Raw genomic sequence first — 16,549 nt, forward strand, 5'->3', positions numbered from 1 at the left:
GTTATTTTGCTATTTCAGTTGGTGGTGCGCCACTAGAAATATTGAAAGAGTATATCAAGAATCAAGAAAAGCCGTCCTAGAAGGACGGGGCTTGTGTCCCGTCTTTTCGGTCAAACCAAGATAAACAAAGGGTTTGAGGTGATGAACTCTCTCAAAAAATACTTAGGCTGGCCAGTATAGCTTGCAATCTCTTACAAACTCAATCCCTTTAGGGATTGAGTTACTAACCCTTGATTTTCAAATTAGCCTCAAAACTAAGGAATTTGTAGCAATGGTGACAAAAAACCAGTCTAGTTGAGATAGTACCTCCGTAACTATTGCCGATGATTAATTATCTACAACATGATGATCACGGGAAATTACAAACCGATTAGCTACAGTTTCTGGCTGAATCGCTGAGAGAATAACATGACTAGAATCAGTGATAATCACCGCCCTAGTCCGTCGTCCATAGGTAGCATCAACCAGTTGACCTCTATCCCTAGCATCGGTTATAATCCGTTTAATCGGGGCAGATTCTGGACTCACAATGGCAACAACCCTGTTGGCAGAAACGATATTACCAAAGCCGATATTGATTAATTGAATTTCCATAAAAAAATTTCAGCTAAATGAGAATGAAAAGCTTGTAGTAAACTTATTCTCATGTTATCGCTAAAGAATGGGAGTTACAACGATTTAAACCACGTTATCTAGAGTTTTTTCATAACAAACGCTTTTTTTAGCTATATTATCAATCAAATCCGCTAAAAATCTTCCATAAGATATATGCAGAATTGCATCCATATAAGCTAGGACCATTTTCTCGTAATTTAAAATTAATATGGGTGGGATCATTTTTTTAAGGACGAGAATCGGAAACCTAGATAGTACTGCCGTACTAGTTTCTACATAAAGCTAGTTGCAGTTAATTATATAGCATTTACATTGATCCTTAATTAACGGCAATTACCCAATCTTTAAGCCGAAAATAGAACGTTTTTCACCTTTATTCAATGCTTGCCATCTTTGTTGTAATTGCTGCCATTCGGGATTATATCCACCATAACGCCAACTCACATAAGCATGACAAATTTCATCTATCAATTCAGCTATTTCTGGAGAATGGTGTTGGTATAAAATTTGAGCATACTCTAAAGATGTTTGACTTGGATGCTTACCTAAACCCTTGTGGGCAGTCCATTGTAGCATTTGTTGATACAGTCTTTCCATTGGGGGTAATTTCTTTAACCAGCGGATGTTTAACCACTTACGCCATTGTCCCCAACCCAACCAACCTAAGAAGGCCGCGATTGTCCCCACAATTAAACCGGTTAATACCCCTAACCAACCTTTAGTAAATAAAGCTAAAAACCAAGCTATTCCCAGAAATAACCAGCTAAATATCGTCCCAAATACCGTATTTAAAATCGCTGTAACTGGTGAAGGTAGCCAACCAGCTACCCAATTCCAAAATTGACGCAAAACACTAAAGGTCTGATCTTCCTCTATTGAAGGAGGAATCAAAGGATGTCCAGGAATTGGATCAAAAGTAAACCAGCCATACTTAGGGAAATAAACTTCCGTCATCGCGTAGGCATCAGTATTACGGACAACATACATCCCTGTAAACGGATTAAACTCCCCCGGTGCAAATCCCACCACTAACCTCGCTGGAATACCTACAGAACGCAGCATTACCGTTAATACAGTGGAAAAATGGTCAGGATAACCGCCTTTATTTTTGAATAAAAAGCTTTCTACTAAATCATCCTTTTCGCTCAAATAAGGCAAGTCTAATGGATCGGTGGGTAGGGTATAATTTTGTTTAATATATTGAGCCAAGTAAAGAGCTTTTTCGTAAGTTGAATCTAGGCGTTTAGTTCCTGGAGAACGAGAAACCCTTTGTTGGTCGTAACTAGCCAGCACTTCTTCAGTGCGTTTTCGGACTTTATCGGCAATTGTTGCGGGGATTTGTAGGTAATACTGTTTAATATTGGCTGGATATTTAGTTGAGGCTTTACTTAACAAAGAGCGATCGCGGTAAGCAACATCCGAAACTACGGTATATGTTAGCCCTTCTGATAACCCTACAGGCGCGCGTAAACCATTCTCCTGATCAACGGCTATTTCTGGTGTAGGAAAATACAAAGCTTTCGGATAGGACAGTGCTGGAATTAGGTTAGGTAATTCCGATACTATATTATAAGTTTGCACAACCTCTTTTGTTACAGTCGTAAAAGGTGGAGAGTCAAAAGAAATGCGGTAAGACCAAGGGGATTTTCTCAGAGTAGTAACTTGATCATTACGAGAAATCTTCCAACCCTTACCCGTATAATTATCAAAAGCCAGGACGCGCCAAAAACCTTCTGCTTGCGATCGCACACGCATCACCACCTTGGGTTTCATTCCTCCCCGCAGGTTTTGGTTCATCTCGCTATTAAAACCGTAATAAAAATTATCATCTAATTGTCCCGGTTCGCCAGCTTTTCCTTCCCCACCACCACTATTATTACCCTTACCTTCACGGACATAACCGGGATTAATAATACTCCGTCCTGTAAAATTTTCTGGAACATTCAGCGGCGCACTTACGGGAAAAGACCTAAGTTGATAACCGGGAAACCGGGGTAAAATGGCAAAAATCCCCAGTCCCAAAGCCAAAATTAATAAAAAATTGAAAATTAGAAATTTAAAATTGAAACTAGAATTTCTTTTGGCCGATTCTCCCGTAGTAAAGTGCTGGAAACCTAAACGAGAGCGGTAATCTAGAACTAAAGTTGCCAGAGCAACGGCTAAAAATAATAGTAACACAGGCGCGAAAGCCATTGTTTGGCTCAATGTCGCCGCCACACCCACCAATATTAACCCAATCACAATCGAATAGCCCAAATCTTTGCGTCGGGGAGTATCAAAGCTATGTAGCACTTGCAATTGAATCAATAACTCCGCCAAACTTAGCCGGGTATCACTCCAATCAGCCATAAAATGCCTAAAAAAAGCACCTAAAGCCAATAACATTCCTATGGCTATACAAAACTGCATAGGAATATTAGAACTACGACGACGGTAATAACTCCACCATGTTCCCACCATAGTCAGTGGTATCGTCCACAGACTAAATTTAGTTTCACCGGCAATATCCGTGGACACAATCCCCAAAATTACCAGTACCATCACTAGCACTCGTAAAGGAATTGAATTTTCCACTTCTTTGACTAAGGATTTTCCCTTAGTTATTTGCTTCGGTAAAGGCCAAAACCGATTCATCCTTGATAAATTAAACATTGTTAAGTAACCAAAGCTATGATGTAGACGCTGCGGACATAATGCTAGGTGTCGATTCCCCCCCTATCCTAGCCTTAGATCCCCTGGTAGTATAGGTATCCAAGTATCCTGCTCATAGCTAAGGTAGTTAGATACGCCCTTAATATTGATATTTTTGACTGCAAGGAGAATGAATTAAGTTATAGCCCCAGGGAACTAATCAAGATTATTATACATCTATTGCCATGACTTCCATCTAATTTTTAGATATGGCAATTATTCTACATTAGATTTTCACCTGAATAGCCAACAATAAAGGCTGTTGATCTAATTCGGGGAACTCAACTGCTAAGGTATAATTTGGCTGATTTCTATCAATCTGTAATTCAATCACTGGTATTTCCGAAGTATCTGATTTTATACAATCTTGAGTATAATGACTCTGAACTTGTAAAATTCCCGGTGTTGGTAATTCACCTTGAACAATCAACTTCGTAGATTTACCTAAGTTGCGTAATTCCACCCGAATACTCAAAGTTCCCACACTAGTGAGCCATTGTCTTTCCAGTAGTGGCTGAGTAAATGAAATCGGCAAAATTAAATTTTCTAACAATTGCTTGGCCGCCATTAAGGACAAAGCCATTTGTTGCCGTGGTAGTAAGTCAAAATAATCACTCTCGACATCCGGTGTAGCTGTCAGAGTATCAGCTGAACGATAAGAGCTTCTCAGCACTAACCCAGCTAAGTCATTAATTACCTGAGTATCCGTGGGGAACATACTTTCGACCACTTGAACTAATTTAGCTCCTAGGGGTAAAGAAGATGTCAACAACACTTGACATTTTTCCAGTAATTGCCGAAAAACTTGTTCTGGTAAAGAAATAGGTAAACTTAGCTTGGATTGGTGGGCAGTCCACCCCCAAACAGGAACTAATCCCATTAATTGTCCTTCTATACTCTCAGGGTAATCCACCACTTGTGTTTCCCAGGGGAACAAAGGTGGATTTTCGGCTATTTGGTCTTGTAACCGACGCTTAAGAATTGCTTGGAAACGTTCTTGCACAGTAGGAATTTCTCCCATTTGAAAGGTTTGGGGTATATCTCCCAATTTGAGTTTACCAATAATTTGGCTACCATCAACAGAAGAATGTTTACCCCATGAGTTTCCTTACATCATAACAACCTATACTTGTAAGTGTTGGAATTATAATTTTTCAATACCCAAGCAAGTTGATAATTTTGTAAAGATATACAGGTTACCATTCATGGGTAGACGCACTAGATCCGGACACTAAGGAGTTACGAATTTCCCAAGCTTGTTCTAGAATCTTAAACCAACGTTTCTGTAATTGTGCCATTGACAACCCTACAATTTTAGATATCTCCCCATCAGGTTTTCCTTGCTGCTTTAAATCTAAGATAGATCTTTGTTTATCATCTAACTGTGCTAAATAAGTTTCCCATTGAATTGGAGTTAAACCCAAATTATTGGGTAAAGAAACTTCTAACCACTCATGTACTAATTCCCAGCGATGTAAAAGAGCAAACCGAATTAAATGATATTTAAACCGTTGCTGTAAGTAATCACGTTGCCGAGATGTTAAACCCAAAATTGACTCAATTTCTGGCGCTGATAAATCCTGAAGACGAAGAGCAAAGTAATCAACACAATCAGACTGTTCTTTTTCTTCTAAGTATTCTATTAATTCGGTAATCACAACCGAGCGGAGAGTATTTTCCTCTGGTTCGGGTTGCATTGCCATAGCGGAGCGCAATTGTTGAATAGCTGGCTCTTCCCAAGTACCTTCAAACTCACCACTACCACCTTCAGAGGCCTGTTCTATATCTACACTTGTTTCTAACGGCTGTTGTTTAGAAAAGGTTTGCGCTCGTAGAATAATTAGCTGTTGCTGCTTGCCCGGTAGGGGAATCCGACGTTTACCATATCGTTCGGTAAATGCCATGTATTCGCCCAATTCTAATAGAGTTTGGGGGCGATAGGTCGAACCTAATTCGTTCTCTCTTCTAAAAGCATTTAAAGCTTCTAGATAAAAACCCTGGAGGAAATCCTCAATGATTGTCAACCGCCCTTGATAGCTTAATTGTTTGTGAGGGGGATTAATATAACGGTAAATAATAGCACTCAGTGTGCTGTGTAATTCTACCCTACTACGACTTGAACCTAACTGATAGTACCGAATACACTGTTGTAGTCGATGTTTAGCTAGGCTCATGGCTGAACTTTCTACAGACCCGGAAGTTTGAATGCGTTTACTTTCATTGCAAATCCGTAAAACTTCGTTGGTAATTCTCACGGACACGTCGTGACAATTTTGCGCTGAAGCCTTTGTTGACTGTTGAAGTTCCTTAAATAGGAATTGAAAGATGACCTCCACGCTGATAGAAATTTTCCCCTGATTAGTTGCGCTTGCTGTTGAATTCATAATCCCACTTCTCAAAAAGACCCTAACATACTTTGAACACGACTTGTCAGACTTTCGATAATAGCCTCATGGTTTTTGTGTACAAGTCAAACGTAAACCAATTTACAGTGAGGATGTGTGGCATAAAAATATTGAACTTGTGAATCCCAATTTACTGGGATATTTCTTGCCCATGTTCGCCATTATCCAAAAGTCATTTACAACTCATGATGGATTTAGAAGCACAAATTCAATTGCTGATAGACAATGCACCCCAGGACGGCATGACACCACAAATTATGGCATCAATTGCTCCTGTCTTAATCGCTGTTGCCCGAAAGTTAAACCACTACCAATACTGTATTCTCCAAAATTCTCAGCAGGATTGGGTTTTAACCACATTGAGCAATCGGGCAAATCCAGAAATAGAAAAGCAAATTATTTACGCTTTCCCTACCATACAAGATGTTTCCCTAATCTCAGATGCTGGGCGTGACCCTCACTTGCTGCCAACCCTCATGGATGTTATCCCAATTTTATTCCAATTGGTAGCTCTCAAACCAGTACACAGTATTGTTTTTATAGAAATACCCGGAAGTCTCACTCATACTGTAGAAATACAGCGTTCTCAGCTAGAAAAGCTGATTCAGCAAAGATTACAGAAATTTAAAGGCCAAAAAACGGTTCCTCCTCATATTGCCTAAATAAATTTGGGATTTTGGGATTTTAAATCTCCTCATCCCAAATCTGAAATCACCCTCAATTTTTTAGCAGAGCCGACTTATTGAATAATCAGTCAAATTAATTAAGGCTTGTCGTGATTCTGAAGGTTCTAAAATGCTGATATGCTCGGCAGCTAATTTGGCGTGGTGGGCGGCTAATTCCCTAGACCGCTGGATACCTCGACTATCATGGATTAGCGCTGATGCTTTCTCTAAATCCCCTTCCTGGGCAAACTCTCGTTCAATTAAGACTTTTAAATCAGGCTTTTCTTCCAAGGCATATAAAGCTGGTGCTGTTAAATTACCACTTTTCAGGTCAGAACCGGCTGGTTTGCCCAGGGTGTCTGTTGAACTGGTGAAATCGAGAATATCATCTACGATTTGGAAGGAAAGACCCAAATGGCGACCATAATTGTATAAGTGTTCGGCAGTTTCACGAGAAGTTTCACTAATTAATCCCGCTGCTTTAGAACTGTTGGCAATTAATGAAGCTGTTTTGTAATAGCTCTTTTGCAAGTAAGTTTCCGTAGACAGATCAGTATTAAAACGATTTAGCCCTTGTTGGATTTCTCCAGTGGCTAAATCCATAATTACTTCTGACAGTAATTTGACAACATCTAAATTATTTAGATTCGCTAAATACCAAGACGATTGAGCAAAGAGGAAGTCCCCTGCAAGTACAGCAATGCGATTACCAAACAAACTATGTACAGTGGGTACACCACGTCGAACATCTGACTCATCCACTACATCATCATGTACCAAACTAGCTGTATGGATCATTTCTGTAATCTCTGCTAATCTTCTGTGACGCGCTGTAATATCTTCCGTTATAGTTGCCCGCGATACAAGCAGCACTATGGCAGGTCTGAGGTGCTTTCCCCCAGCACCGAATAAATGTTCGGCTGCAGCATAAAGAATGGGGTGGCGATTTCCCACTAGCTGTTTAAGGTTATCTGCTAGTATTTGCAAGTCTGCTTCCACAGGGGTAAACAGGGATGTGGTTGGGGTCATGGATGGGCGGACTCTGGCTTAGGTTACGAAAGTTTACATATTCTTTAATTTTAAGATAACCCAGTGTCAGCGCAAAGTTTTCCTCCACCAATATGATTTTCAATATCTCTAGGACTTACCCAAAAATTAGATCATAAATATGTTATTATTAATAACTTCTAAAGATTGATTAATTTTTGGCTTGTCCATAATTGCGTAAATAGTCGGAATACAACGTTAATAAAATGACACGCATTGTCACTAGACTCAAACTAGCTGTTACCAACGAAAAATTTTTAAATTTAGTCTAGAAATTAGCTTCAAATTCAATCTAGTTGTGTTAGGCTAATACCTAAGGATATTAAACTTTTCAGATTATTCACTTCCAAAGTAGAACTATCGTCGGGTGGTTTTACGCAATAGTGTTGTGAGTCTAAAATAACTCGTCGCTCAAGATAAGAAGATGGGAATTATTCCCAATTTTTGCGCGAAGATCATACCTTTTTAGTCAAATTATGCTTTTCCGGTTATGGAACTAACTCAACGTCTTCTGAATACGTTGAGAATTAGCGTACATTTATGTAAATCGGTATGAGGTCAATAAAACAGTCTGGGTAAACTGCTGATGAGCGCGGTTATAGTTTGCTATATAGCAATTTATAACTGCTATCGGATGTGGGGACTGGGAAAGTTGATATTAAAGAAAATAATTAACTGGACAGAGAGGATTAGTTTTCTGCTGTGCCAGTTTGTGATGCTAACTAAAGTAATCAACCATACACTTGATTAACTAAAGTTCTGCTGCTTTTGTATAAAATTTCATATTCTTTATCAGAGATGGGGGGGACAATGATTTACGGAAATATGCCTATGATGATATTTATTTTAGCTGCTGGATACTTGTTTAGTGTGTACTTACTGTTAGCATTAGCAAAACGAACAGGCAGAAGAGGTATTTCTTACGGCGGGTTAAATCACACCAAAAATGAGTACAACCAGCAAAGAGAGTTAACTGCAAAGGTGACGGAAGCTGTTAATAGTCAATGAAAGCAACTTACAGGGGTGGAGGTCAATCCTTGCCCCTACTTTTTGCTGTTAAGATAGGACAGCCTCGGTAAAACATACTTGTTCTACCATTGGGGTATAGCCCAACCATTGTAAACCAGATTGGCTAAATTGTCGGGGACAACCGCTAACGGCGAAGCGCGTAGGCATGGGTGGATGAATATTCTTAGCACCTAATACATCTAATTCTTGAGAGCAAGTAGCGACGACATGAACTGCTGGGTCAATCAGTTTGACTTGGGGAGGCAGAAGCGATCGCAAAACTGGTGACATCAGGGGATAATGGGTACAACCATAAACTAAAGTATCTATTTCTTTCTCAATCAAAGGTTCTAAATAAGTTTTAGCTATTTCAGTAGTATAAGGATCACGGATGCGATTTTGTTCAATTAGTGGTACAAATTCTGGACAACTGACTTGCCAGACTTGGGCATTGGGTTGAATTGCTAAAATAGCTTGACGATAGGCATTGCTTTGAGCCGTAGCTGGGGTAGCAATCACGCCAATACGTCGTCCTTGTTGTGCTGCTGCCGTTGCTCCTGGTAAAATCACCCCTAGAATCGGGAAATTAAATTCTTGCTGGACAATATCTAATGCCAGAGCAGAACTGGTATTACAAGCCATAATTGCCATTTTCACCCGTTGTTGCTGCATCCAATGGAGGATTTCTCGAACAAATTGTAAAATTTCTAGTTGGGAGCGAATACCATAGGGAAGACGGGCTGTGTCCCCCACATAAATAATTGATTCATTGGGAAGTTGTTGGTAAATTTGTCGTAGTACAGTTAGGCCACCGACACCACTATCAAATACCCCAATGGGAGCGCGTTGCGGTTCTTGAGAGGAGATTGTATCAAAAATAGAAGGTGAATGCACAGAAAATATGAATGTAGATTGTGGTTAGTGGTCAATAGTAAAAAATAACAAACAATTAACAATAATTATCGTTGTTTTAAATAATTAAGGATACCATTAGCTATTCCCTCAGCCATACGATTTTGGTATTCTGGTGATCTTAAACGAGGATTATCTTCCCGACCAGTCATGTAGCCAGTTTCCACTAAAATAGCAGGCATAGAATTTTTTCTCAGAACATAAAATCTAGCTTTACGAGTTCCTCTATTATTAAGGGTACTAATATTTTGGAGAATAGCTTGGCGAACAGTATCTGCTAAGGCATAACCACTGTCATAATAATAGACTTCTAACCCATTTACATCAGATCGATTACCTACAGAATTAGCGTGAATGCTGACGAACAGAGTAGCATTAACACGTTTAGCTATATCCACTCGTCCTTGGAGTTCTACAAAAAAATCAGCATCTCGTGTGAGTACAACTTGTATACCGTTTTGCTCCAAAATTCTTGCAAGCTTTGTACTAATAGGTAGAACAACATCCTTTTCTAGTAAACCACCCAGACCAGGAGCACCAGAATCTTTACCACCGTGTCCTGGATCAATAACTACCAAAACTTTGCCTTTAGGAACTGGTGAACGTTCCTGGAATCCTTTTTGTGAAGGATCTGTATCAAAGCCTGGAGGATCTAATACTGGTATAGGTTGTTCAGATGGTGTAATTAGAGGACGTTGAGCCAGGGGATCAGTTTGTAATTGTAGCGCTAATAACCGAGAGGTAACTTGATTAATTCCACCTAAGTAGACACCAGATGCAGGTTGGACAAGAACAACTACAGTATTAGGAGATTGGGGTTGGAGGCGAACTTTCAGAATAGGGCTATTACTGTTAAAAGTGGGACTTTTAAACTGATTGGCTAATTTAGCATTGGGGATGGTAATACGAAATAAACGGGAATTTCTATCCCAGCCAGTGGTAGCAGATATAGCTTGGTCGCCGCGAATTAGTAATTGTGTGCCATTTCCAGCTATTTCTATAGATTGAATAGTCGCGGGGGAATCACCAAGTAATGCTACAGAGGATTGATCATCATTAGACAATTTACCGAAACGATCTGGAATCACTACAAAACCGTTGTCAACACTAGATATTGCTTGCCAATTACGACTAGGATTATCCAATTGTAAGGTCATGCGAACAGCAGATGGATAACTGGATAATTGACTAAATTGGATGCGACGGACTCCATAGCGATTGATCACTACATCCCGTTGTTCCATATTTGGTGATAAAACCGCGCCAATGATATCAATATTGACAGAAGAGCGATCATCTTGACTGCGATTAACTTGTAGTTGAGGATTTCCGCCACTGGTGCTAATGAAAAAACCATCTCCCGTAACTCGCAATTTATCAATTTGCATTACCCCTGGATTTGTTTCTCGGTTTGATGGGGTAATTCGATTTGTGGTGACTACGTTGTAAATACTTCTGGAATCCGGTATTGACTCAGATGATTGATCTGATCTTGGAGGTAGTGATGGTTCGACCGTTTGCCCAGAAACCACCTCTGGCTGTGGTAATTCTACTGTCCAGCGGTTACGATTGGAAACAAATTTGACTTTGTTGGGGTTAAAGGTGTAACCAGGCGCGAGTTCTACAACTAAGCGTGTTGTTTGGTCATCAAATTGACCAATGCGAATAGTGCGAATTTTGTCACCAATCTGTTGTGTGAATGACGGACGACCCAATTTGGTCCCTGGTAAGTCAATTACCAGGCGAGTGGGGTTAAAAATAAGTTGGGCTTGGGGTTGGACAGGGCTAGATGTGTTAATTTCTAGACGATTTCGATTAGCATCAAACCGCCAAGAGTCTAAGTTCGCGGCCAAAGCGGGCGAAGATAGCATGAAGACTGTTCCAAAAGTGCTAGGTATTAACCAATGTAGTTTCACAATCCTTTCTCCTGATTCATATTATGGAATTTGTCAATATCTCAACTTATGGGCTAATCTTCAGACCATTATCGCTGCAAATTTAACTTTGCTCAGGTAAAAGATTTTTGAGTTGGCGGTAAGGTACGGCTAATGGCGTAACATTTTAGCATACAATCAGTTTAGTATTACTATTTGGTCAACAAATTCTTTTTTCTAGCATTAGTAATGGCATAAGATGATAAGTAATAAGAGTTACGATTATCTTGATCTTAAATACTGAAGAATACCTTGGGCGATCGCTTCAGCCATTTGATTTTGATAAGCTGAAGTTCTTAGTTTGGCAACATCGTCTCTACCAGTCAAGTAACCAGTTTCTACTAAAATTGCGGGCATAGAGTTTTTACGGAGAACATAAAACCGAGCTCTCCGTACGCTTCTGTCTCTGATATTAAGACTTTGCAGAATTTTACTATGAACAATCCGAGCTAGTGTTAACCCAGTGTCGTAATGATATGTTTCTAAGCCACTAACTTCTGGACGATTTTCACCGGCTGAATTAGCGTGAATACTGACAAATACACTAGCATTAGCTTGTTCTGCCATTGTTACTCGTCCTGGTAAAGTAACAAAGTAATCAGAATCTCTTGTCATAATTACTTGGATGCCATTTCGTTCTAAAATTTCCGCAATCCTTTTCCCAATGGGTAAAATAATATTCTTTTCCTGAACTCCACCAATACCAATCGCACCTGGGTCCTTACCACCATGTCCGGGGTCAATTATAACTACTATTTTTCCTTGGCGAACGGGTCGTCGTGGTCTAGTTTGTGGTTGACTTGAATTTAGGTCAGGTAGTGGCTGCTTTGGTGGTGATAAGGGAGGTAAATTTACAATTGGCCTGATCTGACGATATCGTTGCAATTTGAGAGCCAGAAATTTGTCTCCCTCTTGATTGAGTACACTTAGTGTAACACCCGATGCAGGTTGAATCAAGATAACTACAGTATTTGGCGGTTGAGATTGGAGACGGAGTTTGAGAATAGAACTATTAGGATCTAATGTGGGCTTTTGTACCTCGTTAGCTAATTTAGCATTGGCAATGGTAATCCGAAACAAACCAGAGCTTCTATCCCAACCTGTGGTAGCGGATATAACTTGGTCTGCTCTAATCAGTAATTGTGTACCATTGTCTGTAAGTTCTACAGATTGAATTGTAGCTGGAGAACTGTTATTTGTTCTGATTGGGGGAAAATTCTCATTTTCCGGTGCATTAACAATTCTCTTGCTAGGAAGTACGACTAAACCGCTACTACTGGAAGTTACTTGCCAGTCAGGGCTATTTTCGTTTACTTTTAAGGTGATGCGAACAGATGTTGGTGTTGTTTGCAATTGAGTAAATCCAATGCTGTCCACACCATATTTATTAACTGCTAAATTTCCTTGAGTTAAACTGGGTAATACAGTTGCACCAAGGATATCAAGAAATATAGTAGTTTTATCCTGGCTTCTGATGATTCTCGTTTGCGGATTACCACCATTAGTACGAATAAAAAATCCATCCCCAGTGATTTGTAATTTCTCAATTTGAGTTGTTGCTTTACTGTTGTTAGCAATAGGTGAAAACTCTGGTTTAAGTTGGGGGTCTATATTAGCTAGATTGTAATTATTATTATTACTAGTGGTATTGTTAGTGGTAGATAAGCTTGAATCAGTTGCTAATTTTGGTAATTGCACTGTCCAGCGATTAGGACTTTTACCCAGAAATTTTATTTGTTGAGGATCTAGGTTATAACCAGGATTCAGTTCTAAAACTATTCGGGTTTTTTGTTCATCAAACTGACCAACACGAATCTCCCGAATTCCTCCACCTATTTGTTGAGGTAACTGGGAACGTCCCAATTTTACACCCGGTAAATCAATTACTAAACGAGTGGGGTTAAAAATGAGTTGTGCTTCTGGTTTTACAGGACTATTGGTATTAATTTCTAATAGATTTTGATAACGATCAAATCGCCAAGATTCTAATTTTGCTGCTAAAGTTGGTGACGATAGCATAATTACAGTACCAAAGGTAGCAGGTATTAACCATTGTAATTTCACGGGTTTTTCTCCTTAGCTAAATTAATAATTAATGCCTGGTATACATATAAAAAACACCCCCTAATGTCAATTTCTGACATAGTTGGCTGGATTATTGACGATAATTATTGAAAACATCTTTAAACACTGAACACTATTATGAAAAATGGGCATACAAAACATGATAAAGACTACGAAAATGGGAAACAAGGAAAAACTTATACCAAGGGTAAATAATCTTCTATATTAATTTGTTTCTGAAGCATTTAAAAGTAGGAATAATAACCATTGTTAAAATTAGAGAGTGCCAATATTATAGAAGACGGAGATTGGATAAAAGAAGTTTCCTCCAACCTCCTGATATAGTAAATGTAGAACCTACAGTAGATCAAATTTCTAAATATTTTCTGTGGGTTTTACCGAGAGATTGTGGTGACATTCAAATTACTAATTGTCTTTTGTAGTGCTGAGAGATTGTGGTGTTTCTACTGCTAATAATTTTTCAGAGTTGCTGTCTAAATTTGTGGCGGTATTTGATTCTGGAAATACGAATCTTAGCAGGGGAGGAGCGATAAATGTGGTAATAATAACCATCATAATAATTGCTGCTCCTAATGGTTTTGAGAGGACACCACTAGCAGCACCTACACCAGCAAATACTAAGCCGACTTCACCTCGGGGAATCATCCCCACACCAATGGCCCAGCGGTTAATGCCCGGTTGACCAAATACTGTTAAGCCTGTCACTACTTTACCAATGATGGCAACTGTAATCAGGAAAGTTGCCATGATTAAGGCTTCCTGATTGGTGGGAATGGCTGGATTTAAGACTCCCAAATCGGTTTTTGCCCCAACTGTGACGAAGAAGACGGGAACTAACATATCCGCAATGGGGATAACTTGTTTTTGCAGTTCTTTCCGTTTGTCGGTTTCTTCAAGGACTAACCCGGCGGCAAAAGCACCCAGAATAGCCTCTAGATGAATGACAGAGGCGAGATAAGCCATGATTATGGCAAAAATGAAGGCGGGAATGACTAATTCACCTCTAGTTTTGAGTTGATCAGCGATCGCTACAAATGATTTATTAAAGATATTACCGAAAACTATCGCCCCAATTAGAAAAGCACTGGCACTAATAATTAAATAAATGACGTTACCGACATCTACGACACCATCTTTAGCTAAACTGGCAACTACCGCCAGAACGATAATTCCCAAGACATCATCAATAACGGCTGCACCAAGGATTATTTGTCCTTCTTTAGAATTTAACCGTCCTAATTCGGAAAGCACTTTGGAGGTAATACCAATACTGGTTGCTGTCAAAGCTGCACCAGCAAAAATGGCCGGAATGGCACTAATTCCAAATATGGTCATTAATCCCACAGTACCCGCAGCAAAGGGGACTATTACCCCTGCTGTAGCCACTACGAAGGCTTGAACACCAACGGCCATGAGGTCTTTGAGGTTCGATTCTAAGCCAATTTCAAACAGAAGGATAATTACACCCAATTCTGATAAAACTGAAACTACCTCGGACTGGACTGCAAATACCTGTGGTGTGGCTTCTGGGGTTAATCCAGCGGTGAGTTGCAGGAAGGTCATGATTAAGGAATTAGAAGCGTCTGTACCACCTTCTGGGAAGACTAATAAATGGAGTACGGAGACACCGATAACTACACCACCGAGAAGTTCACCTAAAACTGCTGGTAAGCCGATTTTGTTGCATAATTCTCCACCCAGTTTGCTGGCGAAGTAAATTACGACTAAGCTTAATAGCACGGCGGCTAATACCATGGAACTGTCTACGGTTTCTGTCGCTAATATGGGAATGGTTGCACTGATAAGCTGCATTGGTTATCTAAATAATAATTTCTTTATTTTTACCAGGAAAACCGGAAAGTTTGAAAGCCCCTGAGAAACAGGAACTCTAGTTCCGTCTTTCGTGCTAACCTTCGGGAACGACAAGGGCGAACAGACAGGGGATGAAAAACGACACGGGCGGTTTTAACCGCCTTCAATATTATCTTTATTTTCTTTCAACTTTAAACTATCTACCCAATCTTCTATCAATGCGGTAATGGTTTTTTCTCTTTGCGCTGCGTACAAATGCAGCTTGTGTTTTCTGCGTTCTGAGAGTCGAACTGATACTGTTTTGTCTTTCATAATGTATTGCAGTTATTCGTACATTGTGTTATTATAAGACAAAGGGAGAATCACGCAATGTATGTATGGATGCCAACAAATATTAATCAGTCCCAATCAGGAGCTAGGAGCGATTTTTGAGTTCTTGTGCGGGGAGTCAAATAAACTTGCTAATTGCGGGACTTATTATGCCAGGCAATTGTTTTTCAGGACGGGTAAAATTCCTAGTAAGTTTGACTTGCATCGTAAGTTAGCAAGTAATTCCCATTTTGGAGCGATGCATTCTCAAGCTGCACAGCAATGTTTAACAACTGTGGCGGAATCTTTCAAATCTTATATTGGACTTTTGAAAGGGATTAAGAGGGGTACGGTAATTCAAAAACCCAAACTACCTGGATACCGGAAGGGTGGATTAAATCTTATAACTTTTCCTGGACAAGCTATTAAATTAAAGGACGGTAAACTAAGATTCCCAATGGGTAGCAAGGTAAAAGTTTGGTTTGGGCTTGACGCTTTTTATGTTCCCATGCCCTCTAATTTAGAGCATAAGGACATCAAAGAATATCGAATACTGCCAAGAAATAATGAATTTTATTTGGAGTTAATTTATAAAATATCTTCTCTCAAACCCGACGTAAATACTGAGAATGTTTTATCAATTGATCACGGTTTGAATAATTGGCTAACCTGTGTCAGCAACGTTGGTACATCATTTCTAATTGATGGGCGCAAGTTAAAGTCGGTTAACCAATGGTACAATAAACGCGTTTCGGTTCTCAAAGAAAATCAACCTCAAGGTTTTTGGTCTAAGCAATTAGCATCAATAACAGAAAAGCGTAATCGCCAAATGAGGGATGCAGTTAATAAAGCAGCGCGGATCGCAATCAACCATTGCATTAATCATAAAATTGGTACTGTCGTTTTTGGTTGGAATGTCGGACAAAAAGACTCTATAAATCTTGGGTCAAAAACAGAAATGTTGAATGTCGTTACAAAACTTTACATATTTAAGTATACTAGTATTATCAAGGGTAAAAATGTCAACATTTCATAATATCTTCCATCCAATGAACATAACTGATTT

Annotated in this window: 13 protein-coding genes and 1 pseudogene; 4 read left to right on the forward strand and 10 right to left on the reverse strand. The window is 39.5% G+C overall.

The window, feature by feature from the left end; genetic code table 11:
* Positions 1-80, forward strand: a pseudogene (locus H6G44_RS18850) (IS200/IS605 family transposase); the annotation flags it as partial.
* Between the two features lie 247 nt (positions 81-327).
* Here the strand turns inward: H6G44_RS18850 and remA are convergent.
* The 4 genes from remA to hetZ all read right to left on the reverse strand — a co-directional run bounded on the left by remA (position 328) and on the right by hetZ (position 5,690).
* Positions 328-594: an extracellular matrix/biofilm regulator RemA gene (remA, locus tag H6G44_RS18855; RefSeq protein WP_015080662.1), complete on the reverse strand. Its 267-nt coding sequence runs from the start codon at positions 592-594 to the stop codon at positions 328-330.
* 354 nt (positions 595-948) lie between these two features.
* Positions 949-3,267: a transglutaminase TgpA family protein gene (locus H6G44_RS18860; RefSeq protein ID WP_190388100.1), complete on the reverse strand. Its 2,319-nt coding sequence runs from the start codon at positions 3,265-3,267 to the stop codon at positions 949-951.
* 265 nt (positions 3,268-3,532) lie between these two features.
* On the reverse strand, positions 3,533-4,354 hold the full coding sequence (locus tag H6G44_RS18865; RefSeq protein ID WP_242031803.1) for a PatU: 822 nt from the start codon (positions 4,352-4,354) through the stop codon (positions 3,533-3,535).
* A gap of 148 nt (positions 4,355-4,502) precedes the next feature.
* Positions 4,503-5,690 (reverse strand): heterocyst differentiation protein HetZ, encoded by a 1,188-nt coding sequence (gene hetZ, locus H6G44_RS18870; RefSeq protein WP_190388099.1) that lies wholly within the window; start codon positions 5,688-5,690, stop codon positions 4,503-4,505.
* Positions 5,691-5,899: 209 nt separating this feature from the next.
* Here hetZ and H6G44_RS18875 point away from each other — a divergent pair, with 209 nt between their 5' ends.
* Positions 5,900-6,373: a hypothetical protein gene (locus H6G44_RS18875; RefSeq protein WP_190388101.1), complete on the forward strand. Its 474-nt coding sequence runs from the start codon at positions 5,900-5,902 to the stop codon at positions 6,371-6,373.
* Between the two features lie 63 nt (positions 6,374-6,436).
* On the opposite strand, the gene sds is transcribed toward H6G44_RS18875, so the two are convergent.
* Entirely contained in the window at positions 6,437-7,405 is a 969-nt protein-coding gene (gene sds / locus H6G44_RS18880) for a solanesyl diphosphate synthase (protein WP_190388098.1), read from the reverse strand.
* An 828-nt stretch (positions 7,406-8,233) separates the two neighbouring features.
* On the opposite strand from sds, the gene H6G44_RS18885 reads away from it, so the two are divergent.
* Complete coding sequence (locus H6G44_RS18885) at positions 8,234-8,431, forward strand: hypothetical protein (RefSeq protein WP_190388097.1); 198 nt, start codon at positions 8,234-8,236, stop codon at positions 8,429-8,431.
* Positions 8,432-8,479: 48 nt separating this feature from the next.
* Here the strand turns inward: H6G44_RS18885 and murI are convergent, their stop codons facing one another.
* From murI to H6G44_RS18910, 5 genes are all read right to left on the reverse strand, one after another.
* Entirely contained in the window at positions 8,480-9,325 is an 846-nt protein-coding gene (gene murI, locus H6G44_RS18890; protein ID WP_190388096.1) for a glutamate racemase, read from the reverse strand.
* A 65-nt stretch (positions 9,326-9,390) separates the two neighbouring features.
* On the reverse strand, positions 9,391-11,259 hold the full coding sequence (locus tag H6G44_RS18895; RefSeq protein WP_190388095.1) for an N-acetylmuramoyl-L-alanine amidase: 1,869 nt from the start codon (positions 11,257-11,259) through the stop codon (positions 9,391-9,393).
* A gap of 240 nt (positions 11,260-11,499) precedes the next feature.
* Complete coding sequence (locus H6G44_RS18900; protein WP_190388094.1) at positions 11,500-13,341, reverse strand: N-acetylmuramoyl-L-alanine amidase; 1,842 nt, start codon at positions 13,339-13,341, stop codon at positions 11,500-11,502.
* A 426-nt stretch (positions 13,342-13,767) separates the two neighbouring features.
* Complete coding sequence (locus H6G44_RS18905; RefSeq protein WP_190388093.1) at positions 13,768-15,174, reverse strand: cation:proton antiporter; 1,407 nt, start codon at positions 15,172-15,174, stop codon at positions 13,768-13,770.
* Between the two features lie 153 nt (positions 15,175-15,327).
* The gene (locus H6G44_RS18910) at positions 15,328-15,486 is read right to left on the reverse strand and encodes a hypothetical protein (RefSeq protein WP_190388092.1); all 159 of its coding nucleotides are present in this window, start codon (positions 15,484-15,486) and stop codon (positions 15,328-15,330) included.
* Between the two features lie 61 nt (positions 15,487-15,547).
* Here H6G44_RS18910 and H6G44_RS18915 point away from each other — a divergent pair, with 61 nt between their 5' ends.
* On the forward strand, positions 15,548-16,519 hold the full coding sequence (locus H6G44_RS18915) for an RNA-guided endonuclease InsQ/TnpB family protein (protein WP_199291888.1): 972 nt from the start codon (positions 15,548-15,550) through the stop codon (positions 16,517-16,519).
* Positions 16,520-16,549 lie beyond the last annotated feature (30 nt).

Origin of the sequence: Aphanizomenon flos-aquae FACHB-1287, assembly GCF_014698755.1 — a bacterium.
Classification (GTDB): domain Bacteria; phylum Cyanobacteriota; class Cyanobacteriia; order Cyanobacteriales; family Nostocaceae; genus Dolichospermum; species Dolichospermum flosaquae.